This is a genomic window from Rhodanobacter sp. FW106-HT46G03 (assembly GCF_058789895.1).
The window spans coordinates 124,295-151,182 of the sequence record NZ_JBYTCC010000001.1 but is presented as its reverse complement, the minus strand read 5'-3'; the positions used below and the strand labels follow the sequence as shown (position 1 = coordinate 151,182).

The window sequence follows — 26,888 nt, the reverse complement described above, 5'->3', positions numbered from 1 at the left end:
AGCGCACACGTGGTGAAGGCCACTTGGGGTTATATGGTCAAGCCGCACGGCTCATTAGTACGCGTAAGCTCAATGCATTGCTGCACTTCCACATCGCGCCTATCAACCACCTGGTCTTGATGGTGCCTTAAGGAGAGTCAAGCTCTCGGGAGATCTCATCTTGGGGCGCGCTTCCCGCTTAGATGCTTTCAGCGGTTATCGCATCCGTTCGTAGCTACCGGGCAATGCCATGGGCATGACAACCCGAACACCAGCGGAACGTCCACTCCGGTCCTCTCGTACTAGGAGCAGCCCCCCTCAAATCTCCAACGCCCACGACAGATAGGGACCGAACTGTCTCACGACGTTCTGAACCCAGCTCGCGTACCACTTTAAATGGCGAACAGCCATACCCTTGGGACCGACTACAGCCCCAGGATGTGATGAGCCGACATCGAGGTGCCAAACACCGCCGTCGATATGAACTCTTGGGCGGTATCAGCCTGTTATCCCCGGAGTACCTTTTATCCGTTGAGCGATGGCCCTTCCATACAGAACCACCGGATCACTAAGACCTACTTTCGTACCTGCTTGATCCGTCGATCTTGCAGTCAAGCACGCTTATGCCTTTGCACACAGTGCGCGATGTCCGACCGCGCTGAGCGTACCTTCGTGCTCCTCCGTTACACTTTGGGAGGAGACCGCCCCAGTCAAACTACCCACCATACACGGTCCCTGACCCGGATTACGGGCCGAGGTTAGAACGTCAAGCACTTCAGGGTGGTATTTCAAGGATGGCTCCACGCAAACTGGCGTCTGCGTTTCGTAGCCTCCCACCTATCCTACACAGAAGAACTCAACGTTCAGTGTAAAGCTATAGTAAAGGTTCACGGGGTCTTTCCGTCTTGCCGCGGGAACGCTGCATCTTCACAGCGATTTCAATTTCACTGAGTCTCGGGTGGAGACAGCGCCGCTGTCGTTACGCCATTCGTGCAGGTCGGAACTTACCCGACAAGGAATTTCGCTACCTTAGGACCGTTATAGTTACGGCCGCCGTTTACTGGGGCTTCGATCAAGAGCTTCGCCTTGCGGCTGACCCCATCAATTAACCTTCCAGCACCGGGCAGGCGTCACACCCTATACGTCCACTTTCGTGTTTGCAGAGTGCTGTGTTTTTGGTAAACAGTCGCAGCGGCCAGGTTACTGAGACCCACCGACGCCAAGTCACGCATGTGACCACGCCAATGGGCGCACCTTCTCCCGAAGTTACGGTGCCATTTTGCCTAGTTCCTTCACCCGAGTTCTCTCAAGCGCCTTGGGATTCTCACCCTGCCTACCAGTGTCGGTTTACGGTACGGTTCGGCTGTAGCTGAAGCTTAGTGGCTTTTCCTGGAAGCGTGGTGTCGGTCACTTCGTCCAATAAAGGACTCGTCTCGGTGCTCGGCATAAAGCGCCCCGGATTTGCCAAGGGTGCATGCCTACCGCCTTTCCCCGGGACAACCAACGCCCGGTAGACCTAACCTTCTCCGTCCCCACATCGCACTACAGTCAAGTGCTGGAATATTAACCAGCTTCCCATCGACTACGCATTTCTGCCTCGCCTTAGGGGCCGACTCACCCTGCGCCGATGAACGTTGCGCGAGGAAACCTTGGGCTTTCGGCGGAGGGGCTTTTCACCCCTCTTATCGTTACTCATGTCAGCATTCGCACTTGGGATACCTCCAGCATGCCTTACGACACACCTTCACAGGCTTACCCAACGCTCCTCTACCGCGCACATTGCTGTGCACCCCGAGCTTCGGTGTCTAGCTTAGCCCCGTTAAATCTTCCGCGCAGACCGACTCGACCAGTGAGCTATTACGCTTTCTTTGAAGGATGGCTGCTTCTAAGCCAACCTCCTGGCTGTCTATGCCTTTCCACATCGTTTTCCACTTAGCTAGAACTTGGGGACCTTAGCTGCGGGTCTGGGTTGTTTCCCTTTTCACGACGGACGTTAGCACCCGCCGTGTGTCTCCCGTACAGTCTGTCCTGGTATTCGGAGTTTGCCATGGTTTACTAAGCCGCGATGGCCCGCTAGCCATAACAGTGCTCTACCCCCAGGAAGATACATACGAGGCGCTACCTAAATAGCTTTCGAGGAGAACCAGCTATCTCCGAGTTTGTTTAGCCTTTCACTCCTATCCTCAGCTCATCCCCATCTATTGCAACAGATGTGGGTTCGGTCCTCCAGTGCGTGTTACCGCACCTTCAACCTGGCCAAGGATAGATCACTCGGTTTCGGGTCTACTGCCAGAGACTATGCGCCCTATTCAGACTCGGTTTCCCTTCGCCTCCCCTAGATGGTTAAGCTTGCCACTGACAGTAAGTCGCTGACCCATTATACAAAAGGTACGCAGTCACCCTTGCGGGCTTCCACTGCTTGTACGTATACGGTTTCAGGGTCTATTTCACTCCCCTCTCCGGGGTTCTTTTCGCCTTTCCCTCACGGTACTTGTTCGCTATCGGTCAGTCAGGAGTATTTAGCCTTGGAGGATGGTCCCCCCATGTTCAGACAGGGTTTCTCGTGCCCCGCCCTACTCAATTTCACGCAAGTTGCCCTTTCGCCTACCGGGCTATCACCGTCTATGGCCGGCCTTTCCAGGCCGTTTGACTAGAACAACTCACGCTTTTGGGCTGCTCCCCGTTCGCTCGTCGCTACTGGGGGAATCTCGGTTGATTTCTTTTCCTCCGGGTACTTAGATATTTCAGTTCCCCGGGTTCGCCTCGCACGACTATGAATTCATCGTGCGATACCGCTTGCGCGGTGGGTTTCCCCATTCGGACATTGCCGGATCAAAGCTTGTTGCCAGCTCCCCGACACTTTTCGCAGGCTGCCACGTCCTTCATCGCCTCTGACTGCCAAGGCATCCACCGTATACGCTTGGTCGCTTGACCATATAACCCCAAGTCGCCTCGGGGCCATGTATCAAACCACCTGTTCGTGCCTCAACACGTGTCTCGGTTCGGTTCGAACCAAGACGCTTGTCACTCGTTTGTCATTTGTCAAAGAACACGGTACCGGCCTCAACGCCGGTCCGCTTCAAATCCTTCAGTGTGCCGTGAATCCATGCATGCCCAATGGTGGAGCCAGTCGGGATCGAACCGACGACCCCCTGCTTGCAAAGCAGGTGCTCTCCCAGCTGAGCTATGGCCCCGTGGTTGGTGGGTCTGGGAGGACTCGAACCACCGGCCTCACCCTTATCAGGGGTGCGCTCTAACCACCTGAGCTACAGACCCGGAAAGCCTTGGGACGCTGCATGAAAACCAGGTGTCTTGTGTGGACGTCTTGCGCGACGAGTCGCGCTGTCACTCTCGAAAGGAGGTGATCCAGCCGCACCTTCCGATACGGCTACCTTGTTACGACTTCACCCCAGTCATGGACCACTCCGTGGTTGTCGCCCTCCTTGCGGTTAGGCTAACAGCTTCTGGAGCAACCCACTCCCATGGTGTGACGGGCGGTGTGTACAAGGCCCGGGAACGTATTCACCGCGGCATAGCTGATCCGCGATTACTAGCGATTCCGACTTCATGGAGTCGAGTTGCAGACTCCAATCCGGACTGGGATCGGCTTTCTGGGATTAGCTCCGCCTCGCGGCATTGCAACCCTCTGTACCGACCATTGTAGTACGTGTGTAGCCCTGGCCGTAAGGGCCATGAGGACTTGACGTCATCCCCACCTTCCTCCGGTTTGTCACCGGCAGTCTCCTTAGAGTTCCCACCATTGCGTGCTGGCAACTAAGGACAAGGGTTGCGCTCGTTGCGGGACTTAACCCAACATCTCACGACACGAGCTGACGACAGCCATGCAGCACCTGTGTTCCGATTCCCGAAGGCACTCCCGCATCTCTGCAGGATTCCGGACATGTCAAGGCCAGGTAAGGTTCTTCGCGTTGCATCGAATTAAACCACATACTCCACCGCTTGTGCGGGCCCCCGTCAATTCCTTTGAGTTTCAGTCTTGCGACCGTACTCCCCAGGCGGCGAACTTAACGCGTTAGCTTCGATACTGATCTCCGAATTGAGACCAACATCCAGTTCGCATCGTTTAGGGCGTGGACTACCAGGGTATCTAATCCTGTTTGCTCCCCACGCTTTCGTGCTTCAGCGTCAGTGTTGTCCCAGATGGTCGCCTTCGCCACTGATGTTCCTCCCGATCTCTACGCATTTCACCGCTACACCGGGAATTCCACCATCCTCTGACACACTCTAGCTCGCCAGTATCCATTGCCATTCCCGAGTTGAGCCCGGGGATTTCACAACAGACTTAACGAACCGCCTACGCACCCTTTACGCCCAGTAATTCCGATTAACGCTTGCACCCTTCGTATTACCGCGGCTGCTGGCACGAAGTTAGCCGGTGCTTATTCCTCAGGTACCGTCATCCACGCCGGGTATTGGCCGACATGCTTTCGCTCCTGATAAAAGTGCTTTACAACCCGAAGGCCTTCTTCACACACGCGGCATTGCTGGATCAGGCTTGCGCCCATTGTCCAATATTCCCCACTGCTGCCTCCCGTAGGAGTTTGGGCCGTGTCTCAGTCCCAATGTGGCTGATCATCCTCTCAGACCAGCTAGCGATCGTCGCCTTGGTAGGCCTTTACCCCACCAACCAGCTAATCGCGCATCGGTTCGTCCAGCCGCGCGAGGTCTTGCGAGCCCCCGCTTTCTCCCGTAGGACGTATGCGGTATTAGTCCCGGTTTCCCGAGGTTATCCCCCACGTCTGGGTAGATCCCGATGCATTACTCACCCGTCCGCCACTCGCCATCAACCTAGCAAGCTAGGTCATGCTGCCGTTCGACTTGCATGTGTTAGGCATGCCGCCAGCGTTCAATCTGAGCCAGGATCAAACTCTTCACTTAAGTTTTCGATCGACCGAAGTCGACCTATCTTTCTGAAGCGTGACCCCAACCTCCGAAACTCATTACTGACTTTCTTTGGGTGGGACGCTTTGCATTGCTTGGACAGGTCAGCGACCCGCCAGCGCAAGGCGTCCACACAATTCACCTGTGCACACTGTCAAAGATCCGCTCCCGATCCCGAAGGACCGCCCGAGACATTTCGTCGTCGGTGAGCCGCCTACTATACATCGTTTTTACTTGCCGTCAACACCCTCAAAACGTGAAACTTGATTGCCGAAAGGGGTTGAACCGGGCCGATGCAGCAGCCGGGCCGCGAATACTAGGCAGGTGCCCGGTGGTTGGCAAGCGTTATTTCGAGTCTGGTTGCACTTGCCTGCACAACGCACTGAGCAGGAAAGGAATATTTCTCTTCAGGGTGCGGCTCAAGCAGCAACCAAACGGACACGGACGAAGTTGCGCTTGCCAACCTGCAGCACGCCCTCGAAGCCGGCAGCAAACACGTGTTGCCCGTCCTCGACCACGGTCGCGTCGATGCGCACGGCACGCTCGCGCAGTTTGCGGTTCGCCTCGGAGTTGCTGCTGGTGAGACCGACGGCGGTCAGCAGGGCGGGCAGGCGCAGGCCTTCGGCCGGCACCGCGATGTCGGTACGCGGCAACAGCGAGGTGTCACCCTCGCCGCGCACCACCGCATGCCAGCCGGCGATGGCCTGTTCGGCGGCCGCAGCATCGTGGAACCGGGTTGCCAGCTCGCGCGCCAGGCGCAGCTTGGCGTCGCGCGGATTGAGCGCGCCGCTGGCGACGTCGCGCTTCATTTGCGCCAGCTCGGTAAGTGAGACGTCGAAGCTCAGGAGCTCGAACCAACGCCACATCAGCTCGTCGCCGATCTTCATGGTCTTGGTGACCATGTCGATCGCCGGCTCGTCGATGCCGATGTAGTTGCCCAGCGACTTGGACATCTTGTGCACGCCGTCCAGGCCTTCGAGCAGCGGCATCGTCAGCACGATCTGCGGTTTCTGCCCGTAGTGCTCCTGCAGGCCGCGCCCCATCAAGAGGTTGAACTTCTGGTCGGTGCCGCCCAGCTCGAGATCGCTCTTGAGTGCCACCGAGTCGTAGCCCTGCACCAGCGGATACAGGAACTCGTGGATGGCGATGGATTGCTGCGCAGCGTAGCGCTTGGCGAAGTCGTCGCGCTCGAGCATGCGCGCCACGGTGTGCTGGCCGGCAAGGCGGATCATGTCGGCGGCCCCCATCTTGCCGAACCACTCACTGTTGAAACGCACCTCGGTGCGTTCGCGGTCGAGCACCTTGTAGACCTGCGCGGCGTAGGTTTCGGCGTTTTGCAGCACGTCTTCGCGGGTGAGCGGCTTGCGCGTGACATTCTTGCCGGTGGGGTCGCCGATCATGCCGGTGAAGTCGCCGATCAGGAAGATCGCCTGGTGCCCGAGATCCTGGAACTGGCGCATCTTGTTGAGCAGCACGGTATGTCCGAGATGAAGATCCGGCGCGGTCGGGTCAAAGCCCGCCTTGACCCGCAGCGGACGACCGGACTGCAGGCGTTCGAGCAGATCCTCCTGCTTGATGATTTCGTCCGCACCGCGCGCGATGAGGGCCAGGGCCTGCTCGGGATCGTTCATGGATTCCTCGAATTGGGGGGGGATGCGGCAACCGCACAACGGACACCGGTCACGTTTCCGCGTTAATTGTGCGTTAACCGGAAACCCAACGCAAACTATTGATCACAAAGGCATTGACGGACCAATCACGGCACGACTAAGGTGCGTCAGGTTTGTTACTTTATCCGCGGGGCCGGGGCAGCATGGTTGAGGGGAACCGGGAAGCACATCAGGCGCGGCGGCGAGCGATCCGTCGCACCGCCCAACGACTGCACACCACTTTTTACGAGCACTGCGCGCACTGGTCGTTCGAGCGCCTGGAACCGGCGGCCCCGATCCGCTGGCACCGCGAGCGCTGGATTCTCGCCGGTACCGCGCTGCTGGCCACCTTGCTTTCCGGGCTGATCATGCCGGCCTGGGCCACGGCGATGAAGCCGACGCCGACCATCGAGGCGCACACGCTGTTGCCGCTGGCCTTGCCAAAGACGCCGGCAATGAACCCGGCGGCCAGCACGGTGGACGATTGGCAGGTGGTGCGGGTGCAGCCAGGGCAGACGCTGTCCGACATTTTCAGTGGTCACGGGCTGAGCCTGACCGATCTGCAAAAGGTGATGGATGCCGCCGGCAGCGCCAAGACTGCGCTGCACAACATCCACCCCGGCGAGGAGTTCGATTTCCTGCTCGGGCCGGGCGGTACGCTGCAGGGCTTCCGCTTCGACAAGGATCAAGCCACCCGCGCCATCGTGCGGTTTGACAACGGCCAGCCCACGCTGAGCCTGCAATCGCGCGACATGGACGTGCGCGAAGAAGTCGCGCACGGGGTGATTCGCAGCAGCCTGTACGCAGCAGCGGGCCAGGCCGGGCTGTCCAACGCGATGGTGGGCAAGCTTGCCGACCTGTTCAAGTACGACATCGACTTTGTGCAGGATCTGCGCGAGGGCGACAGCTTCACCGTGATCTACGACGACGTCTACCGCGATGGCGCACGCTACGGCGAAGGCGACATCCTCGCCGCCGAATTCGTGAACCAGGGCAAGCGCTACACCGCGTACCGGTTCAAGAAGGGTGACGGCAGCTACGGCTGGTTCAGCGAGGACGGTCGGCCGCTGCAGAAGTCCTTCCTGCGCATTCCGGTGGATTTCACCCGCATCTCGTCGACCTTCAGCACCGCGCGCATGCATCCCATCCTCGGCCGCATGCGGGCGCACAAGGGCGTCGACTATGCCGCGCCCACCGGCACACCGATCCACGCCGCCGGCGATGGCGTCATCAAGTACCGTGGCTGGGAGCGCGGCTACGGCAACTTCGTGGTGATCCAGCACAACAAGGACATCAGCACCGCCTACGGCCACATGTCGCGCTTCGCCAGCGAGCGCGTGGGCCAGCGCGTGAAGCAGGGTCAGGTAATCGGCTACGTCGGCATGACCGGGCTGGCGACCGGCCCGCATCTGCACTACGAATTCCGCGTCGACGGCGTGGCGCGCAACCCGCTCACGGTGACCCTGCCCAAGCCCGAGCCGCTGCCGGCCGCGCAAATGGCCAAGTTCAAGAGCACCGTGGTGAAGCCGGAGCTGGCGCGGCTGGAGCAGATCGACCGCCGCATCCAGCTCGCACGTATCAACCCGCCGGGCACCGACAACTGAGTGGCGGCGGGTGACGCCGGCCACGCTCTATCTCGGCTTGATGTCCGGCACCAGCGCCGACGGGATCGACGCGGCGCTGGTGTCGTTTGCAGCGCCGCAACCGCAACTCGTCGCCGCGCGCACGCACCCGTGGCCCGCGGCCTTGCGCGCGGAAATCCTCGCGCTGGCGCAGGGCACCGATCCACTTGATCTCGACGCCTACGGCCGGCTGGATGTCGCGCTGGGGCACGGGTTTGCCGACGCCGCCAACGCGCTGCTCGACGCCAGCGGCACCCCGCGCGCCGCGGTACGTGCGATCGGCTCACACGGCCAGACCTTGCGCCATCGGCCTGGCGGTGCGCTGCCGTTCACGCTGCAGGCCGGCGATCCGAACGTGATCGCCGAACGCTGCGGCATCGACGTGGTGGCGGACTTTCGCCGCGCCGACGTGGCTGCCGGCGGCCAGGGCGCGCCGCTCCTGCCCGCCGTGCACGCGATGCTGCTGGCAAGCCCCGGCCACCCTCGCGTGGTGCTGAACCTTGGTGGCATCGCCAATATCACCGTGCTTGGCGCCGACGGCACGGTGACCGGCTTCGACACCGGCCCCGCGAACGGCTTGCTCGATGTCTGGTGCGAGCGCAGTTGCGGGTTGCCATTCGATCGCGACGGCACCTTCGCCGCAAGCGGTACGGTCGACACCGGGCTGCTGGCGGCCTGGCTGGCCGACCCGTATTTCGCGTTGCCGCCGCCGAAAAGCACGGGACGCGAGCATTTCCACCTGCGCTGGCTGTTGGCGCAGCCGCGCGTGGCGCACCTGGGCGCCGCCGACGTGCAGGCCACGCTGCTCGAACTCACCGCGCGCAGCGTGGCGAACGCCATTGTGCAATACGCCGCCGGCGCCGAAGACGTGCTGGTGTGCGGCGGTGGGGTGCACAACCCGCCACTGCTGCAGCGCCTGCGCGGGCTGCTGGCACCGCGCGGCCTCGCGAGCACCGCGACCTGCGGCGTCGATCCCGATTACCTGGAAGCGATGGCCTTCGCCTGGCTGGCACGGCAACGCCTTGCCGCACTGCCCGGCAACCTGCCGGCAGTGACCGGCGCGCGCGGGTCGCGCGTGCTCGGCGCGGTCTACTCGGCGCCACCGCCTGCTGCCGCCTGAACGCCCATCGCCTCCGGGGCAAACTGGGTGGGCTGGGTCTGCGCCAACGCGCGCAGGGCTTCGCGAAACGCACCCTGCTCCGCGGCCCCCCAGCCGCCGTCGCGGATATCCAGCGTGGCGGGGTCGCAGTGGCTTTCGCTGAACTGTGGCGCGGTGGAAAGACCGACGCCACGCCGCAGCGCAAACAGCATCACCTCGTTCATTGAGCACTGGCGCTCGTTGGCGAGCAAGCGAATGCGCTCGACCAGCTGGGTATCGACATACTGCACGACCATGTCCGGCATGTGCGTCTCCTGCATGGTCCCCTGCGTCCAGCATCGTGCCATGCCTCGGCGTGCGCGGGTGGCGCCATTGGCACGAAGCGTGGTGCAAGTCGCACTTCAGGCGTGAACCACGCCACGAAATGGCGTCAGCTTTCCGTGCGGGCGCGCTCCGCGCCGCGGAAATACCGCCACAGGACGGCATACAGCAGCATGGCCGGCACCACCGCCAGCACGGTGATGATGAAGTAGCCGCCATAGCCGGTGGCCATCGCGATATCGCCGGCAAAGAAGCCAAGCACTTTGCCCGGCAGGTTCACCAGGGAACTGAGCAGCGCGTATTGCGTCGCCGTGTGGCGCTGGTTCACCAGCGAGGAGAGAAACGCCACGGTCGGCGGACCGAGCATGCCGAGCGCGAGGTTTTCGCAGGAGATCACGGCGGTCAGCATCACCAGGTTGCCGGGGTGCGCGATCAGCAGCAGGTACAGCAGGTTGGTCACGCCGCACAGCGCGATCGTCAGCCCGAGCGGCCGCCATGCGCCCCAGCGCGCTACCATCGCACCGCCAATGAACACGCCGACGATGCCAATCCAGATGCCGTAGACCTTGGTGATGGTGCCGATCTGGGTCTTCGAGAACCCCATGTCGCGGTAGAACGGGCTCATGATGCCGCCCACCGTGGCCTGCTCCGGCAGCTTGAACAGCAGCAGGAACAGCAGCGTGACGCCGGCCAACGCCCAGCCGTAACGGCGGAAGAAATCGGCGAAGGGATCAAGCACGCCCTCGCGCATCGCGGCGCGCCAACGCAGCGCAGGGGTGCGCACGACATCCGGCTCGCGGGCGTACAGCGTGGTCGCGATCGGCACCAGCATTGCGACGGCCATGCCGGCATACACCACGCGCCACGGCAGATGGTCGGCGGCGATCAGGGCTACCGCTCCGGCCAGCAGCAGGCCAATGCGGTAGCCAAGCGAATAGGTGGCCACCAGCGCGCCCTGCGCTTCGATCGGAGCGATCTCGATGCGGTAGGCGTCAATCGCGATGTCCTGGGTGGCGCCGCAAAACGCCACCACCAAGGTGGCGGCAATGAACGGCACCAGATGGTGCGGCGTGAACCACGCCATCGCGAGCAGACCGAGCGTGAGCACCAGCTGTGCCGCGAGCAACCATCCGCGCCGCCGGCCGAAGCGCGCAAAGCCAGGCAGCCGCACATGGTCGAGCAGCGGCGCCCACACGAACTTGAACGCGTAGGTCATGCCGGCGCTGGCGATCATGGTGATGTCGCCCAGCCGGATGCCGTTTTCCTTGAGCCAGTACGCCAGCGTGCCGGCCACCAGCAGAAACGGCAGCCCGGACGAAAACCCGAGCAGCGCCATGGTGCCGGCGGCCGGTTGCGCGAACGCGCGCCAGACCGAGGGCTTTGCCCGCCGCGCCACCGCGTCAGCGGCCATGTTCAATCGGCATAGTCGACGCTGTAGGGCGCGTGGTCGGAGAACCGCTCGTCACGGTAGATCGCGCAGTGCTTGAGGCGCGCACCAAGCGCCGGGGTGACCAGCTGGTAGTCGATGCGCCAACCCACGTTGTTGGCGCGCGCGTTGCCGCGGTTGGACCACCACGTGTAATCCTCGCCCGCGGGCTGCAGGCGGCGGTAACTGTCGACCCAGCCGCGCGCGACCAGGCCGTTGAGCCAGGCGCGCTCCTCCGGCAGGCAGCCAGAATTCTTCTGGTTGGATTTCCAGTTCCGGATGTCCTTCTCGCTGCGCACGATGTTCCAGTCGCCGCACAACACGTAGTCGCGGCCGCTCGCCAGCCACTCCTCGAAGATCGGCGCCAGCCACGCCATCGACTTGCACTTGAAGCCCTGGCGTTCTTCGCCCGAGGACCCCGACGGCACGTACAGCGACACCACCGAGAGGTTGCCGAACCGCGCCTCCAGATAGCGGCCCTCCTCGTCGAACGCCTCCCAGCCGAGCGCGGTGCGGACTTCGTCCGGCTCGCGCCGGGCGTACACGGCGACGCCGGAGTAGCCCTTCTTGGTGGTCGCCGGCCGGTAATAGCAGTGGCGGCCGTGCGGGCGGTACACCGGGTCGGTGAGCTGCTCGGTCTGCGCCTTGACTTCCTGCAGGCACACCACATCCGCGCGCTGCTGCGCCAGCCACTCGTACACGCCCTTCGACGCGGCCGAGCGCACGCCGTTGGCGTTCAAGGTGATGATCCGCATGCGGGCCTCCTGAGGCGAGGCAGGCATGATAGCAACCATGCCCGCACCCGCCGTCCACGTCACCCCGGTCACGCCCGCCTTGCGCGCAGCGGTACTGCGCCTGCGCGTGAGCCGCGAGCAGGCGGCGTTCGTCAGCCCGCCCGCACTCACCCTGCCGGATGCCGAGCGCTGCGCCGGCAGCCAGCCGATGGCGATCCTCCTGGGCGATTCCGTGGTCGGCTATTACCGCATCGAGCGCAGCGCACGCAGCCTGGCGGGAGCGGCCAGCGAGCGCCGTGCGCTGGGCTTGCGCTCGTTCCAGATCGACCTTGCGCACCAGGGCCAGGGGCTCGGCGGCAGCGCCATGCGGGCACTACTTGTCGACCTCGCTGCACGCTGCCCGCACGCCAGCGGCCTGCTGCTCACCGTCAGCCCGCGCAATGCGGTGGCGCTCAAGCTCTACCGGCGCGCCGGCTTCGTCGACCGGGGCGCGCTGTACCATGACGCGCGCACTGCGCCCGAACACCTGTGGTGGCGCGTCCTGCCCTGACGAGACCCCCCATGCACGACTACCAGCGCGACTTCATTGACCTCACGCTTGAGCGCGAAGTACTGCGCTTCGGCGACTTCACGCTGAAGTCCGGCCGCCAGAGCCCGTACTTTTTCAACCTCGGGCGCATTGCCAGCGGCGCCGCGCTGGCCCGGCTCGGTCGCGCCTACGCAGCCACGCTGATGGCGGCCCGGCTCGACGTGGACATGTTGTTCGGCCCTGCCTACAAGGGCATCGCGCTGGCCGCCGCGACGGCGATCGCGCTGGCCGATGTCCACGGCCGCGATGTGCCGTGGGCGTACAACCGCAAGGAGGCGAAGGATCACGGCGAAGGCGGCACGCTGGTCGGCGCGCCGCTCAAGGGTCGCGTGTTGATCGTGGACGACGTGATGACCGCCGGCACCGCGGTACGCGAATCGCTCGCACTGATCAAGGCCACCGGGGCAACGCCCGCCGGGGTGCTGATTGCGCTCGATCGTCAGGAACGCGGCCAAGGTGCCTTGTCGGCGGCCCAGGAAGTGACTCGCGACTTCGGCATCCCGGTGGTGGCGATCGCCAGCCTGGCCGACGTGCTGGCCTACGCCGGCGAGCGCCCCGCACTGGCGGCCGAGCACGCGCGCCTCGTCGCCTATCGCGTCCGCTACGGCGTGACTGGCTGAAAACGCGCGATCCGTCACGCGCCGCCACCGCGCGCACCACGCTTCCACATGCGCCGGCCGATGCCGCGTCTATACTGCCCGGCCATGGGGAATTCCACACACAAGACGCTCACCGCCCTTGCCATCGCGGCGCTGCTGACCTGCTCGGCGGCGTTTGCACAGCAGAACACGACTACCAACGGCATGCGCTACAAGTGGGTCGATGGCGCCGGGGTGCCGCACTTCAGCGACGGCTTGACCCAGGACGCGATCAAGTACGGCTACCAGGTGGTCAACGACCAGGGGCTGGTGGTGCGCCGCGTGCAGCGGACGCTGAACCCGGAGGAACGGGCGGCCGCGCAGAAACTCGCGGAACAGCAGGCGGCGCAGCAACGCAAGGCACGCGACCGCCAGCGCGCCGATGAGCAACTGCTTGCGGCCTACCCCAACGAGGCCGCTTACAAGGTCGCGCTGCAACAGACGTTGACCAGCCTCGACCAGCAGATCCGCACCAGCAAGATCAACCTGCGCAGTCAGGAGCAAGCCTTGACCGGGCTGCTCGCGCGCGCGGCCGAACTCGAACACAACAAGCAGCCCTTGCCCAAGTCGTTGCAGGACAGCATCACCCATCAACGCGGCATCGTGAGCGAGGTGCAAGGCCAGCTCACCCGCCAGCAGGCCGAACGCGACCAGACCGCGCAAAACCAGGTGCAGCAGCTCGCCCACTACCGCGCCCTGCTGGCCGCCCAGGCCCAGCAACCCTGACCCGTCCGGGCCTCGCGCTTCGATTCGCGATCCCGGATCCCGGCTTTCAGAACGGCAACTTGAGCGACGGCTCCACCGCCAGGAGCTGGGTACGGAACACCTGCTGCACGCGCTTGAGCGCGGCCTCGTCGTTGGCATCGAACCGCAGCACCAGCACCGGCGTGGTGTTGGAGGCGCGCACCAGGCCCCAGCCATCCGGCCAATCGGCGCGCACGCCGTCGATGGTGATGAGCGTGGCGTCGCCGAATTTCGCCGCGACACGGAATTTCTCCATGAAGCGGTAGTGTGCGCCCTCGGCCATCGGGATCTTGAGCTCGGGGGTGGAAACGCCCTTGGGCAAGGTGGCGAAGATCTCCTCCGGCGTGCGCCCTTCCAGGTCGCCGGCCAGGATTTCCAGCAGCCGCGCGCCGGCATACACGCCATCGTCGAAGCCGTACCAGCGCTCCTTGAAGAAGAAATGCCCGCTCATTTCACCGGCGAGTTCGGCGCCGGTTTCGCGCATCTTGGCCTTGATCAGCGAGTGCCCGGTGCGCCACATCAGCGGGCTGCCGCCGGCTTCGAGAATCTGCCCCTTGAGATGCCCGGTGCACTTCACGTCGTAGATGACGGTGGCGCCCGGCTGGCGCGCCAGCACGTCGCGCGCAAACAGCATCAGCACGCGATCGGGAAACACGATTTCGCCCGTCTTGGTGACCACGCCCAGACGGTCGCCATCGCCATCGAACGCCACGCCGAGATCGGCACCGGTCTGGCGCACCGCGAGGATCAGATCCTGCAGATTGCGCGGCTCGGACGGGTCGGGGTGGTGGTTGGGGAAGGTGCCGTCGACATCGCAGTAGAGCGGAATGATTTCGCAACCGATGCCGGACAGCACCTGCGGCGCGATCACGCCGGGGATGCCGTTGCCGCAATCCACCACCACCTTCAGGCGGCGCTCGGTCTGCACGTCGGACACGATGCGCTCGAGATAATCGGGCAACACGTCGATCTGGCGCAGCTTGCCGCCGCCACCTTGTTCGAGCGCGTCTTCGGCAATCCGCCGGTAGAGATCCTTGATCGCCCCTTCGGACAGCGTCTGCCCGCCAATCACGACCTTGAAGCCGTTGTAGTCGGGCGGGTTGTGGCTGCCGGTCACGGCCACGCCGCAGCCGGTGCCGTAGTGGAAAGTGGCGAAGTACACCACCGGCGTGGGCACCGCACCGAGGTCGACCACGTCGACGCCGGCGTCGCACAGGCCCTGGCACAGCGCCCCGGCAAGCTCCGGGCCGGACAGTCGGCCATCGCGACCCACCACGATCTCGCGCAGGCCCTGCTCGCGCATCAGGCTGCCGATCGACTGGCCCAACTGTTGCGCCACGCCGGCATCCAGCGTCTGGCCAACCACGCCGCGGATGTCGTACGCGCGAAAAATGCCGGGATCAACGCGGATGCCGGCCACGGCCGGCGGCGCGGCGGCCGCGATGGGCGCGGGAAGGGATGTTGCCGGTGTTGCAGCATGCTTGGCCAACGTAAACTCCTGGATGTCGATCCCCGCGCCGCCAGCGTCGTGCGCCGAGCGTCGGTGCCAGATGATCAGGTAGCTGCCGATGCCCAGCCCGAGCAAGGCCAGCAAGGCAGCGAGCGGCCACGAATGCGGCAGCACGATGAATGCGTCCGGCAGCGCGGCGGCAACGCTGAAGGTACTACCGGGAACCATCTTCGCAACCGGCTCCGCCTGGGCGGCCGCACTGCCGTGCGCAAGGATGCGCATGTCGCTGTCCGTGTCGCCCTGCCGCAAATCGAGCCGGCCGCCCGCAGGCGACACCGATTCGAACACCTGCTTGACCGGCGCGAACGGCAGTTCGACCCACAGCCACGCCTGCGCGTGGCCGGCCTGACCGAGCGGCACCACCATGCTCAGGCGGCGGTCGCCGATGCCGTGTGAGACGCTCTGCACCGGCGGCAGCCCATCGTCGGTTTGCGCCGCCATGAGCTGCGCTGCCTTGGCGTAGCCAAACTCGCGGAAATTGGCATGCAGCACTTCTGCCAGGCTGCCGCTGTAGACGTCGAGCGCGAGGGCCTGCGGCAGCTCGGCATGCAGGGCCGCCACCAGCTGCGCGTGGTCGAGTTGCAAGGTGGCCGGCGGCAGGGTCGCGGCGATGTTTTCCACCGCGGCACGCTGGCGTGCCACCGTGCTTGCCAGCCCTTGCGCCACCGTGTCGCGGGCACGCACCACGCGCGCGGCGGCGTGTGCCTCGTCGGCGACGAGCCAGGTTTGCCAGGCGCAAAACACGCCAGCCAGCAGGAACACGGTGCCCAGCGCAAGCGGCCACAAACGCCGCACATCGACCTGCATACGCCGTCTCGAACCGCTCGCCTCAGCCATTGCCGATCCCTGTCGTCACAGGTGCCTGTGCCTTCCGGTTGCCTTGCGGCATCACCGGATACCGGTTGAACCAAACCCGCCACTGCCGCGCGTGCTGGGCGCGAAATCCGCCACCACCGTCAACCGCGCCTGCGCCACGGGCACCAGCAGCAGCTGCGCGATGCGATCGCCGATTTCTATGGTGTACGCCGCACGGCCGCGATTCCAGCAGGAAATCATCAGCGGCCCCTGATAGTCGGCGTCGATCACCCCGACAAGGTTCCCCATCACCAGGCCGTGTTTGTGCCCCAGCCCCGAGCGCGGCACGATCAGCGCGCACCAGCCGGGGTCGCCGATGTGGATCGCGATGCCGCTGGGCACCAGCGCACTTTCGCCGGGGGCGAGCGTGAGCGGCGCTGCCAGCGCGGCGCGCAGATCCATCCCGGCGCTGCCGGGTGTGGCCGCGGCCGGCAGCGGGATGCTTGCGCCCAGACGCGGGTCGAGAACCTTGAGCTGGACGTCGAGCATGGCCGCTCAGCCGCGCGCGGCGTGGTAGCGCTCGGCGATGCAGGCAACAAGCTGGCGTGCCAGCTCGATCTTGCTGGCACGCGGCAACGGCTGGTGGCCGTCCTTCCAGAACACCTCGAGCGCGTTGTCGGCGCAGTCGAAGCCAAGGCCGTCGCCGACGCGGTTGGCGGCGATCATGTCCAGCCCTTTGCGCGCGAGCTTGTCCTGCGCATAGCGCTCCACTTCGTGGGTTTCCGCCGCAAAGCCGACCAGGAACGGCGGCGCGGAAAGCGCCGCCAGGCTGGCGAGGATGTCGGGGTTTTCCGCCAGTTCGAGCACCAGATCGGCGCCGGCCTGTTTCTTCAGCTTGCGCCCGGCACACTGCACCGGGCGATAGTCGCCCACCGCGGCCGCCCCGACGTAGATCTGCGCCGCACGGCACGCGGCCTGCACCGCCTGCTGCATCTGCGCGGCGCTGCGCACGTTGACCCGGTGGCCGACGCCCGCTGGCGTCGGCAGGCTGACCGGCCCGGCCACCAGGGTCACCTCGGCGCCAGCTTCGACCGCCGCCTGCGCCACCGCAAACCCCATCTTGCCGGAGCTGCGGTTGCCGATGAAGCGCACCGGGTCGATGTCCTCGAACGTGGGGCCCGCGCTGACGACCACGGCCACGCCGCCCAGCACGCCCGCGCCGAACGACGCCGCCAGCGCGTCGCGCATCGCCTCGGGCTCGACCATGCGCCCGGCGCCGACATCCCCGCAGGCCTGCGCGCCATCCGCCGGCCCCAGCACATGCACGCCACGCTGGCGCAACGTGGCCATGTTGGCCTGCACCGCCGGGTGCGCCCACATCTGCCGGTTCATCGCCGGCGCGAGGTAGAGCGGGGCATCGCTGGCGAGGCACAGCGTGGTCAACAGATCGTCGGCATGGCCATGCGCCAGGCGGGCGATGGCATCGGCACTGGCCGGCGCAATCAGGATGCGTTCGGCCCAGCGCGCCAGTTCGATGTGGCCCATGGCGGCTTCGGCGGAGGCATCCCACAGCGAGGTGCGCACGCTCTGGCCAGACAAGGCCTGGAAGGTGGCGGTGCCGACAAAGTGCTCGGCACCGGCGGTCATCACCACCCGTACCTCGGCGCCGGCGTCACGCAGCCGGCGCACCAGCTCGCACGCCTTGTAGGCAGCTATGCCGCCTGAAACCCCCAGCAGAATGCGCCGCTCAGCAAGACTCATGTAGGTTCGGCCTGACGTACCTCAACGCGGCTAGCTTACCGGAACTGCAGGCCGCGACGGCTGCCGCGTGGCGGCATAACGGGCACGCTGGCGGCATGAGCATCCGTGATTGGCCCGAAGGCGAACGCCCGCGCGAAAAGCTGCTCGCACGCGGCAGCGACGCGCTCTCCGATGCCGAACTGCTGGCCGTGCTGCTGGGCAGCGGCGTGCGCGGCAAGGACGCAATCGCGCTGGCACGGGAAATATTGCTGGCCGCCGGCAGCCTGTCCAATTTGTTGGCGCGGCCCGACCAGTCCGCCCGCGTCCGTGGCCTCGGCCCGGCCAAGCGCGCGCGCATCGCGGCCGCGCTGGAACTGGCACGACGCAGCCTGGCCGAACAACTGCGCGAGCAGCCGGCGCTGGCCAATCCGCGCGACAGCGGCACCTATCTGCGTGCACGCATGCGCCACCTGCCGTATGAAATCTTCGCTTGCCTGTTTCTCGACAACCGCCACCGCGTGCTGGGGTTCGCGGAACTGTTCCGCGGCACGGTGGACGGCGCCAGCGTGCATCCACGCGAGGTCGTGCGCGCCTGCCTCGAGCACAACGCCAGCGCGGTGATCTTCGCCCACAACCACCCTTCCGGTGTGGCCGAGCCGAGCGCCGCCGACCGCGCCATCACCCATGATTTGGGCGATGCGCTCAGGACCATCGGCGTACGGGTGCTGGACCACCTCGTGATTGGCGCCGGCGAGCCGGTGTCGATGGCCGCGCGCGGCCTTATTTGATGCGCTCTGGCGGGTGTGAGCCAACCCTTCGCTGCAGGGTTCGCGGCCAAGCTGCGGATACTTATGCACAAATACCGCAGATCGGCGCTTGCAGGGGTCATTCAAGGCGGCACACGAAGGTTTTCACTTAACCTATTGATAGCAAAGTACCTGTCGGCGTGGAACACCTGCAAGGACTGTTCCACGCGCCAAGCCGGCAAGAACCTCCGTACTTTCCCCACAGACTTATCCACAAGCCGCACGGGCACCACCTCGCCACTGGTCACGTACCTGCGTCAGCACGGTGGGCGGCCAAGCGTCTGCTAGCATTATCGGTTCCATCCCGAACCTGCCGCGCCCGTGAAAGCACAGTTGCACGCCCTGGTCCTTGAGGCCATCCACGCCCTGCAGGGCCAGACGCTGCTGCCGGGCGACCTCGTGGTTCCGGATTTCGTGATTGAGCGCACACGCAGCCGCGAACACGGCGACTTCGCCACCAACGTGGCGATGCTTTTGGCCAAGGCGGCACGCCGCAAGCCGCGCGAACTGGCGGAACAGTTGGTGACGGCACTGCCGGCCAGCGCCGAAGTGGCCAAGATCGAGATTGCCGGCCCCGGCTTCATCAACTTTTTTCTCGCCGCCGACGCCAGCCAAGCGCTGGTGCGGCGCATCCTGGAACAAGGTGAGCGTTACGGCCGCAACGCCAGCGGTGCCGGGCGCACCGTGGGGGTCGAGTTTGTTTCGGCCAACCCCACCGGCCCGCTGCACGTGGGCCACGGCCGCAATGCGGCGCTGGGCGACTGCGTGGCGCGCCTGCTGGGAGCCGCTGGCTGGGCGGTAAAGCGCGAGTTCTACTACAACGACGCCGGCGTGCAGATCGCCAACCTCGCAGTGTCGGTGCAGGCGCGTGCGCGCGGGATTGCACCGGAGGCCCCCGGTTGGCCGGAGAACGGCTACCGCGGCGACTACATCGCCGACGTCGCGAGCGCCTATCTGGCCGGCGCGAGCGTCAGCGTCGAGGGCCAGACCGTCACCGGCGCGAAGGATCCGGACAATCTCGACGCGATCCGCGCGTTCGCCGTGGCCTACCTGCGGCACGAGCAGAACCTCGACCTCGCCGCCTTCGGTGTCGGGTTCGACGTGTATTTCCTCGAATCCTCGCTGTACGCCGACGGCAAGGTGGAGGAAGCCGTGCGCGGGCTGACGGCCCACGGCTACACCTACGAGGAAGGCGGCGCGCTGTGGCTGAAGACGACGGCCTTCGGCGACGACAAGGACCGCGTGATGCGCAAGTCCGACGGCACCTATACCTATTTCGTGCCGGACGTGGCCTACCATCTCTCGAAGTGGCAGCGCGGCTACGGCAAGGCGATCACCGTGCTGGGCTCGGACCACCACGGCTCGCTGGCGCGCGTGAAGGCCGGCCTGCAGGCGCTGGATCGCGGCATCCCCAGGGGCTACCCGGATTACCTCCTATACCAGATGGTGACGGTGATGCGCGGCGGCGAGGAGGTGAAGATCTCCAAGCGCGCCGGCAGCTACGTCACCCTGCGCGACCTGATCGACGAGGTGGGTCGCGACGCCACGCGCTACTTCCTCGTCTCGCGCAAGAGCGATTCGCAGCTGGTGTTCGACATCGACCTCGCGCGCTCGCAGTCCAACGACAACCCGGTGTACTACATCCAGTACGCCCACGCGCGGGTGTGCAGCGTGCTGCGCCAGGCCGGTGAAAAAGGCCTTGCGCAAGACCAAGCCAACGGCCTGCTGCACCTCGACCGCCTCGACAACGAACACGAACAGGCGTTGCTGACCGAGCTTTCACGCTACCCGGAGGTCGTCGCCAGCGCGGCGACCAACCTCGAACCGCATTTGCTCGCGGTGTGGTTGCGCGACCTCGCCAACGCGTTCCATACGTATTACAACGCCTGCCAGTTTCTGGTTGACGACAAGGATCTGCGCGACGCCCGCCTCGCCCTCGCGGTGGCGACCCGGCAAGTGCTGCGCAACGGTCTGGACCTGCTGGGCCTCACCGCCCCGGAGCACATGTGATGGCGCAACGCAGAGCCAAGGGCCGCCAGGCCGTGCGCAATTCGAGCGGCGGCGTACCCGCGTGGGCGTGGGCGCTGGTCGGCGCCATCGCCGGCGGCATCTTCGTCGTGGTGCTGATGCACCGCTCGCAATTGCCGATGACCCCCGGCCCGCAAGCCAATCCGCAGGCCACGGCCGAGACACCCAGCGAGGCCGGCGCCGTCGCCCCGGCCACGACGTCGAGCGCAGCGAAAAAACCGCAGTTCGATTTCTATTCGGTGCTGTCGGAAAAAGAAGTGCGCATTCCGGACGCCGAAATCAGCGCGCAGGCCAAGGCCGAGCAGCAGAAACAGGCCGCCGCTGCCGCTGCTGCCGCCAACGCCGCGCCGCCGGCGCCGACGCCAACCCCCAACCCGGCGACCCCGGTGGCGGGCGCCAACGGCCACATCGCCACGCAAACCGTGGAAGCCGCACCACCTGCGGCGCTGCCGGAGCCGGCCGGCGGCGGTGGCTACCTGCTGCAGATCGGCGCTTTCCCGGACGCGGCGAAAGCCGAGTCGATGAAGGCGCAAATGGCCATGCAGGGCTTTGTCGCCAACGTGCAGACGGTCACCGTGCACGGCCAGCCCTACCACCGCGTGCGGCTCGGGCCGTTCGCCAGCGCCAGCGCACTGGAAGCGACCAAACAGCGGCTGACCGCTGCCGGCATCCCGTCGATCGCGCTGAAAGAAGGCAAGTAGTTTTTCGCCGAGGATGACAAGCATGAGCACCAAGACTGTCTGGATCACCGGCGCCACCGCCGGTTTCGGCGCTGCCACCGCGGAGCGTTTCCTCGCCGGCGGCTGGCGCGTGATCGCCAGCGGCCGCCGCGCCGAGCGGCTGACCGCACTGGTCGCCAAGTACGGCGCCGACCGCGTGCATGCCGCCGCGTTCGACCAGCGCGACGAGGGCGCGCTGCGCCACGCCATCGACACGCTGCCACCGGCGTTCGCCGAGGTCGATCTCCTGGTGAACAACGCCGGCCTCGCGCTCGGCACCGGCTTGGCGCAAGAGTCCGATCTGGCGCAGTGGAAGCAGATGATCGACACCAACGTCACCGCGCTGGTGACGATGACGCGCCTGCTGCTGCCGCGGCTGATCGCACGCCGCGGCGCCATCGTCAACCTGAGCTCGATCTCCGGCAGCTACCCCTACCGCGGCGGCAACGTGTACGGCGGCACCAAGGCGTTCGTCACCCAATTCTCGCAGAACCTGCGCGTGGATCTACACGGCAGCGGCGTGCGCGTCACCTCGATCGAGCCGGGCATGGCGCAGACCGAGTTCACGGTGGTGCGCACCGGCGGCGACCAGGCAGCATCGGACCAGCTTTACGCCGGCGCCCACCCGATCACCGCCGGCGACATCGCCGACACCATCTGGTGGGTGGCCAACCTGCCCGCGCACCTGGACATCACGCGGCTGGAAATCATGCCGGTCAGCCAATCCGCCGCCGGGTTGCAAGTGCACCGCGACTGACACAGATCGGTCGGGTCAAGGCCCGGCCCACAGGGTTTGCCGCAACGCAGGGCGCGTCGTTCACCGGCGCGCCCTGTTGTCGTCCATTCCCTATTCCCGATTCCCGGCCTCACGTATAAAAGCTGCCCGCGAGCGTCCCCAGCAGCAGCGTCCAGCCATCCACCAGCACGAACAGCATGATCTTGAACGGCAGCGAGATGATCGAAGGGGAGACCATCATCATGCCCATCGACATCAGCACGCTGGCGACGACGATGTCGATGATGAGGAACGGGATGAACAGCAGGAAGCCCATCTGGAACGCGGTTTTCAGCTCCGAGGTGAGGAATGCCGGCATGGCCACGGTGAACGGCACGTCGGCCTTGCTGGTGTAGGGCTTGCTGCCGGCGAGCTTGGTGAACAGCCCGAGGTCGGCTTCGCGGGTCTGGTCGAGCATGAAGTGCTTGAATGGCGCGGTAGCGGCGGGCAGTGCCTGTTCGGCGGACATCTGGCCGTCCATATACGGCTTGACGCCCTGGTTGTAGGACTGGTTCAGCACCGGCGACATCACGAACAGCGTGAGAAACAGCGCCAGCCCCAGCAGCACCTGATTGGGCGGTGTGGATTGCGTGCCCAGCGCCTGGCGCAAAAAGCCGAGCACGATGATGATGCGGGTGAACGACGTCATCATCAGCACGATCGCCGGCAACAGCGTGAGCACGGTGAGCAGCGCCAGCATCTGCAGCGACAGCGTCCAGTTTTTCACCCCGCCCGGCGCATCGTGCACGCTCAGCACCGGGATGCCCTGGCTGCCGATGCCGGCCGGGCTCGCCGGCATGCTCACCGCCGGCGCACTGGCCGGCACCTTGGTCGCTGGCGGGGCGCCAAAGGCCACCAGCGGCAGCAATGCCAACAGCAGCACGAGGCCACAGCGAAGCAGGCGCGCGCTCATGGTTTTGGCCGGCGCAGGCGAGTGAGGAGCTGGGCAAAATTCGGCACCGCGGGCACCACCGGCGCAGGTGCTTCAGTTGCCGGCGCCACGCCGTCGTAGACGTGCAACGTGTGCATGCCGCCGGGGCCGACGCCCACCAAGAGACGCTTGCCGTCGGCGTCGATCAGCAGCACCCGGTCGCGTGCGCCCACCGCCATGGTTTCGACGCAGCGGATGCGCCGCCCGCCCGCCCGCGCGCGCCCCTGCATCCGCCGCGACAACCACCCCGCAACGAATATCAGCGCGATCACCGCGACCAGGCTGAGCACCACCCGCACCAGCTCGCCACCGACATCCACATCGCTCGCAGGCAGCGCCGCGGGCGCGAGCAACGCGAGTCGATTCCCGATTCCCGATTTCCTATTCACGGCTCAGCGCAACTTGCGCACGCGCTCGGCCGGACTGATGACATCGGTCAGCCGGATGCCGAACTTTTCGTTGATGACCACCACTTCGCCGTGCGCCACCAACGTGCCGTTGACGAACACGTCGAGCGGCTCGCCGGCCGCGCGGTCGAGCTCCACCACCGAGCCCTGATTGAGCTGCAGCAGGTTGCGGATGCTGATGCGGGTGCGCCCGACCTCCATCGCCAGCGTCACCGGCACATCGAGAATCATGTCGAGGTTCACCTCGCCGCCGGCCGCCGGCGCGGCGCCTTGCAGCGAGTCGAACTCGACGCGTTCGCCGTCGATGGCGGCAGCTTCAGTGGACTGATTCATGCGGAGGGTTCCCTTCGTGATGTTCGATCGGCAGACGCACCTCTTGGCGCGTCACCTTGTTGTGGAAACGCACGGCGTTCACGCCGTTGGATTTGCCGAACCCGCCGCGAAACAGCGGCACGTCTTCGGCAAACACCGTGGCCCATTCGGGCAGCTGGACCGGAATGACGTCGCCCGGGCGCAGGTGCAAAAAGTCGCCGAGCGCCATGTCCACTTCGAGCAGCTCGGAGCTGATCGGCACCTCGGCGTCCAGCACCTCCTCGCGCAAGAGCTCGGCCCAGCGGTCGTCGCGGTCCACGCGGTCGCTCTGCACGCCCGCATCCAGCAGGGTGCGGATCGGCTCGATCATCGCGTACGGCAGGGTGAGGTGGATTTCGCCGCCGCCGCCGTCGAGCTCGACGTGGAAGCGCGACACCACCACGGTCTCGGTCGGGCTGACGATGTTGGCGAACTGCGGGTTGATTTCCGAGCTCTGGTACTCGAAGGCAAGCCCCAGCACCGGCGCCCACGCCTCGCGCATCGCGGTGAAAAGCTCTTCCAGCATGATCTGGATGACGCGGTTTTCGGTAGGCGTGAAGTCGCGCCCCTCGATGCGCGCGTGAAAGCGCCCGTCGCCGCCAAAGAAATTGTCGATCACGGTGAACACCAGGCGCGGCTCGAACACCACCAGCGCGGTGCCACGCAGCGGCTTGATGCGCACCAGGTTCAAATTGGTGGGCACCACCAGCCCATGCACGTACTCGGCAAACTTGACCATCTTCACGCCCAGCACCGACACCTCGGCGGTCTTGCGCAGCACATTGAAGATGCCGGTGCGGAAGTAGCGCGCAAAACGGTCGTTGACCATCTCCAGCGTCGGCAGCCGGCCGCGCACGATGCGATCCTGCTGGGTGAAGTCGTAGGAGATGACGGTGTCTTTCGGCGGCGGCTGGTCGTTGCCGGTTTCCACCGCACCATCGGTCACGCCGTCGAGCAGCGCGTCGATTTCGTCCTGGGAAAGCAGATCGCTCATGCCGATGCTCCCGTGCTCACTGCATCACGTAACTGGTGAAATACAGCGCTTCGATACCGGGCCGGTGCAGCCTCTGGGCAACCACTTTTTGCACTGCCGCCAGCGCCTGTGCCTGCAACTTCTGGCGTCCAGCCGCGGTGCTCAGGAACGCAAACTGCTGGTTGCTCAAAAGCGCCACCAGCGCATTGCGGATCACCGGGTCGGAATCCTTCGCCGTCGCGATCGCCTGCGGGTCATGCGACATCAAGGTGATGCCCACCTGCAGGTAACGCAGCGAGTCGCCATCCTGGAAATTCACCACGAACGGCGGTTCCAGCGGCAGGTACAGATCGGTCTTGGACAGCTCCACCTTCGGCGCTCGCGCCTTGCCATGCGCGCTGCCCAGCAGGAAGTACGCGCCGCCACCGCCGGCCGTCAGCAGCACCGCGGCCACGATCAGGATCAGCGGCAAGCGTGATTTCTTTTTCGGCGGCGCCGGAGTGGCGTCGGCGGCGGGCTCGTTCGCGGGCATGAAAACTCCGTTTGGTCGATGGTGGCGCGCCATCGCATTGGCGCATGCCTGATGGATGCAATCGGCATGCCATGCCCGACAGGCTGCGACAGCGCACCGTCAGGCGCCTCCCTGGCCAAGCCGCCGCCGCTTTCTTGACGCCGGTTGCCGGCGTGTCACCGCAATCCGACGAGCGGCATTTGCGAGGCGCAACGCCAACAGCACCGTCGGCGGAACTCCACCCCACCAGCTGCCCCTCAACCCTTGCGGCCGCGAGCCTTTTCGAATCCCGAATCCCGTATCTCCGCCTCTCACGCAAACGCGTCGAGCAGACCGATCTGGCTGGCGGCGGCGGGCAGGCTGGCGATGGCGGCGATGCCACCGGGTTCGTCCGGCGCGGCGGCGCCGTGGTGCGTGCCGTGGGAGTGCGGGTTGCCTTGCTGTTGCTGGCCGACTTCGGCATGGCCCAACGCCAGGCCGTGTTGCGCCAGCATCTGCTGCAGTTGCGGCAGGCTTTGCTGCACGGCGGTGACGGCCGCCGGATGCTGCGCGGCAAACACCACGTCGACGCGGTCGTGGCTCACGTTGAGGTGCACGTCGATGCTGCCGAGATCTTCCGGATGCAGGTGGATGCGGGCGCTCTGAATATCCTGCCGGCCGAGCCAGATGACTTGCTGCCCCAGCTCGTTGGCGAAACCGGGTTGTCCCGGCGGCGTGGCGATTTGCAGCGGCGGCAGCGGCGGCGCCGCGGGAGTCGTCGGCGGCAACGCGGGCGCGGCCAGCGCCAAGGCTTCCAGCGTGTTGTCCTGGTGCGCATCGCCGGCCACGGCAGCCGTGGCGGCGGCGCCAGTCGCGGTCAACAGGGCGGCAAACGGCGTCGCCGGTGAATGGGTGGCTCCCGACGTTGCCGGCGCCGACGCATTGGCGGCGAGTGGATTGTCGCTGACGGCTTTTGCCCCACTCCCCAGTACATCGGCCAGAGACAGCGGCGACAGGGACGCCGCCTGCGCGCGGGCGCCGTCGGGATCGAGCGCCAGACCCTTGCCTGCGGTGGGCACCGGGGCGGGGAGGCCGTTGACCTGCCCCAGCATGGCCAACATGGCGCCCGCCAGCGCGGCAGCGCCGGTGTCGTCCGGCGGAGCGTCGCCAGCGTCGGCCTTGGGCGAGGTTGCGGGTGGCGTCTTGCCGTCAGCGCTGCCGGCGCTCGCGCTGGCCTGTGCCGCCGCAGCCGCCTGGGCTGCCGCCATCGCCGTATCCAGCAAGCTGCCATCGCCAGGGGGCGCCGGTGCAATGCCGGGCGCGTTGGCCGTCGCCGGGTCGGCGGCGGCAGGGACGGCTTTGGCCGCGGGCGTCGCCACGTTCGACACTTTCGTCTCCTCCGCCGGGTGCGCCGGCTTGCTCGGTGCGGCGTCGGTGCGCGCCGTGCCCGTTGCCTTGCCGGCTGATGCCGGGGGTGGATCGCTCTTTGCCGACGCGGGGGCCGGTGCGGGTTGTGCGTTGCGCGCGGCCCGCAATTGCTGGCCGAACGGGGCGCTGGCATCGCGGGTCGTGGCCGGGCCGGATGCAGGTGCATTGCCGGCAACGGCGGCCGCCGGCAACGGCGACAACATGGCAGGGGGTGACATGGCGAAAGACCTCC

At 65.6% G+C, this 26,888-nt stretch carries 22 protein-coding genes, 2 tRNA genes and 2 rRNA genes; 9 read left to right on the top strand and 17 right to left on the bottom strand.

Features of this window, described 5'->3' with window-relative positions; all coding sequences use genetic code 11:
- Positions 1–33 precede the first annotated feature (33 nt).
- From AC3WP6_RS00700 to tyrS, 5 genes are all read right to left on the bottom strand, one after another.
- Positions 34–2,913 (bottom strand): 23S ribosomal RNA (locus AC3WP6_RS00700).
- Positions 2,914–3,097: 184 nt separating this feature from the next.
- Positions 3,098–3,173, bottom strand: a tRNA-Ala gene (locus AC3WP6_RS00695).
- 5 nt (positions 3,174–3,178) lie between these two features.
- Positions 3,179–3,255: transfer RNA gene (locus tag AC3WP6_RS00690), tRNA-Ile, on the bottom strand.
- A 78-nt stretch (positions 3,256–3,333) separates the two neighbouring features.
- Positions 3,334–4,878 (bottom strand): 16S ribosomal RNA (locus AC3WP6_RS00685).
- Together the 16S and 23S rRNA genes with 2 tRNA genes alongside form the textbook arrangement of a ribosomal RNA operon.
- A 422-nt stretch (positions 4,879–5,300) precedes the next feature.
- On the bottom strand, positions 5,301–6,512 hold the full coding sequence (tyrS, locus tag AC3WP6_RS00680; protein WP_492625879.1) for a tyrosine--tRNA ligase: 1,212 nt from the start codon (positions 6,510–6,512) through the stop codon (positions 5,301–5,303).
- A gap of 182 nt (positions 6,513–6,694) precedes the next feature.
- Here tyrS and AC3WP6_RS00675 point away from each other — a divergent pair, with 182 nt between their 5' ends.
- Positions 6,695–8,134, top strand: coding sequence for an OapA family protein (locus AC3WP6_RS00675; RefSeq protein WP_492625878.1), 1,440 nt, complete (start codon positions 6,695–6,697; stop codon positions 8,132–8,134).
- Between the two features lie 40 nt (positions 8,135–8,174).
- A complete protein-coding gene (locus AC3WP6_RS00670) occupies positions 8,175–9,272 on the top strand; it encodes an anhydro-N-acetylmuramic acid kinase (protein ID WP_492628614.1) in 1,098 nt (365 codons plus the stop codon).
- Here AC3WP6_RS00670 and AC3WP6_RS00665 read toward each other — a convergent pair.
- The 3 genes from AC3WP6_RS00665 to AC3WP6_RS00655 form a co-directional block, all read right to left on the bottom strand.
- Positions 9,242–9,556, bottom strand: a complete 315-nt coding sequence (locus tag AC3WP6_RS00665) for a hypothetical protein (protein ID WP_492625877.1) — start codon at positions 9,554–9,556, stop codon at positions 9,242–9,244. The two genes, AC3WP6_RS00670 and AC3WP6_RS00665, sit on opposite strands and share 31 nt — an antisense overlap.
- Positions 9,557–9,681: 125 nt before the next feature.
- Positions 9,682–10,983, bottom strand: a complete 1,302-nt coding sequence (locus AC3WP6_RS00660) for an AmpG family muropeptide MFS transporter (protein WP_492625876.1) — start codon at positions 10,981–10,983, stop codon at positions 9,682–9,684.
- 2 nt (positions 10,984–10,985) lie between these two features.
- Positions 10,986–11,753 (bottom strand): exodeoxyribonuclease III, encoded by a 768-nt coding sequence (locus tag AC3WP6_RS00655; RefSeq protein WP_492625875.1) that lies wholly within the window; start codon positions 11,751–11,753, stop codon positions 10,986–10,988.
- Between the two features lie 37 nt (positions 11,754–11,790).
- Here AC3WP6_RS00655 and AC3WP6_RS00650 point away from each other — a divergent pair, with 37 nt between their 5' ends.
- Genes AC3WP6_RS00650 through AC3WP6_RS00640 form a run of 3 tightly spaced genes read left to right on the top strand, consistent with a single transcriptional unit; the run spans position 11,791 to position 13,685 of the window.
- Entirely contained in the window at positions 11,791–12,282 is a 492-nt protein-coding gene (locus tag AC3WP6_RS00650) for a GNAT family N-acetyltransferase (RefSeq protein WP_492625874.1), read from the top strand.
- A gap of 11 nt (positions 12,283–12,293) precedes the next feature.
- Entirely contained in the window at positions 12,294–12,941 is a 648-nt protein-coding gene (gene pyrE, locus AC3WP6_RS00645; protein ID WP_492625873.1) for an orotate phosphoribosyltransferase, read from the top strand.
- Positions 12,942–13,001: 60 nt separating this feature from the next.
- Positions 13,002–13,685, top strand: coding sequence for a DUF4124 domain-containing protein (locus tag AC3WP6_RS00640; protein ID WP_492625872.1), 684 nt, complete (start codon positions 13,002–13,004; stop codon positions 13,683–13,685).
- Positions 13,686–13,731: 46 nt separating this feature from the next.
- Here the strand turns inward: AC3WP6_RS00640 and AC3WP6_RS00635 are convergent, their stop codons facing one another.
- The 3 genes from AC3WP6_RS00635 to coaBC all read right to left on the bottom strand — a co-directional run bounded on the left by AC3WP6_RS00635 (position 13,732) and on the right by coaBC (position 17,769).
- Complete coding sequence (locus AC3WP6_RS00635; RefSeq protein ID WP_492625871.1) at positions 13,732–16,020, bottom strand: phosphomannomutase/phosphoglucomutase; 2,289 nt, start codon at positions 16,018–16,020, stop codon at positions 13,732–13,734.
- Positions 16,021–16,101: 81 nt separating this feature from the next.
- A complete protein-coding gene (dut, locus tag AC3WP6_RS00630) occupies positions 16,102–16,557 on the bottom strand; it encodes a dUTP diphosphatase (protein WP_492625870.1) in 456 nt (151 codons plus the stop codon).
- A gap of 6 nt (positions 16,558–16,563) precedes the next feature.
- Positions 16,564–17,769, bottom strand: coding sequence for a bifunctional phosphopantothenoylcysteine decarboxylase/phosphopantothenate--cysteine ligase CoaBC (gene coaBC / locus AC3WP6_RS00625; RefSeq protein WP_492625869.1), 1,206 nt, complete (start codon positions 17,767–17,769; stop codon positions 16,564–16,566).
- A 95-nt stretch (positions 17,770–17,864) separates the two neighbouring features.
- On the opposite strand from coaBC, the gene radC reads away from it, so the two are divergent.
- The 4 genes from radC to AC3WP6_RS00605 all read left to right on the top strand — a co-directional run bounded on the left by radC (position 17,865) and on the right by AC3WP6_RS00605 (position 22,058).
- Positions 17,865–18,536: a RadC family protein gene (radC, locus tag AC3WP6_RS00620; protein ID WP_492625868.1), complete on the top strand. Its 672-nt coding sequence runs from the start codon at positions 17,865–17,867 to the stop codon at positions 18,534–18,536.
- A 339-nt stretch (positions 18,537–18,875) separates the two neighbouring features.
- Entirely contained in the window at positions 18,876–20,564 is a 1,689-nt protein-coding gene (gene argS / locus AC3WP6_RS00615; protein WP_492625867.1) for an arginine--tRNA ligase, read from the top strand.
- Positions 20,564–21,283 (top strand): SPOR domain-containing protein, encoded by a 720-nt coding sequence (locus AC3WP6_RS00610; protein WP_492625866.1) that lies wholly within the window; start codon positions 20,564–20,566, stop codon positions 21,281–21,283. The genes argS and AC3WP6_RS00610 overlap by 1 nt, the downstream gene beginning before the upstream one ends.
- Before the next feature lie 22 nt (positions 21,284–21,305).
- A complete protein-coding gene (locus tag AC3WP6_RS00605; protein WP_492625865.1) occupies positions 21,306–22,058 on the top strand; it encodes an SDR family NAD(P)-dependent oxidoreductase in 753 nt (250 codons plus the stop codon).
- Between the two features lie 109 nt (positions 22,059–22,167).
- On the opposite strand, the gene fliP is transcribed toward AC3WP6_RS00605, so the two are convergent.
- From fliP to AC3WP6_RS00575, 6 genes are all read right to left on the bottom strand, one after another.
- The gene (gene fliP, locus AC3WP6_RS00600; RefSeq protein WP_492625864.1) at positions 22,168–22,989 is read right to left on the bottom strand and encodes a flagellar type III secretion system pore protein FliP; all 822 of its coding nucleotides are present in this window, start codon (positions 22,987–22,989) and stop codon (positions 22,168–22,170) included.
- Positions 22,986–23,360 carry a flagellar biosynthetic protein FliO gene (gene fliO, locus AC3WP6_RS00595; RefSeq protein WP_492625863.1) on the bottom strand — a complete coding sequence of 125 codons (375 nt, stop codon included), beginning with the start codon at positions 23,358–23,360 and terminating at the stop codon, positions 22,986–22,988. The genes fliP and fliO overlap by 4 nt, the downstream gene beginning before the upstream one ends.
- Before the next feature lie 39 nt (positions 23,361–23,399).
- Complete coding sequence (gene fliN, locus AC3WP6_RS00590; protein ID WP_492625862.1) at positions 23,400–23,747, bottom strand: flagellar motor switch protein FliN; 348 nt, start codon at positions 23,745–23,747, stop codon at positions 23,400–23,402.
- On the bottom strand, positions 23,731–24,765 hold the full coding sequence (fliM, locus tag AC3WP6_RS00585; protein WP_492628613.1) for a flagellar motor switch protein FliM: 1,035 nt from the start codon (positions 24,763–24,765) through the stop codon (positions 23,731–23,733). Before fliM ends, fliN begins: the two co-directional genes overlap by 17 nt.
- Before the next feature lie 10 nt (positions 24,766–24,775).
- Complete coding sequence (locus AC3WP6_RS00580; protein ID WP_492625861.1) at positions 24,776–25,270, bottom strand: flagellar basal body-associated FliL family protein; 495 nt, start codon at positions 25,268–25,270, stop codon at positions 24,776–24,778.
- 290 nt (positions 25,271–25,560) lie between these two features.
- On the bottom strand, positions 25,561–26,874 hold the full coding sequence (locus AC3WP6_RS00575) for a flagellar hook-length control protein FliK (protein WP_492625860.1): 1,314 nt from the start codon (positions 26,872–26,874) through the stop codon (positions 25,561–25,563).
- Positions 26,875–26,888 lie beyond the last annotated feature (14 nt).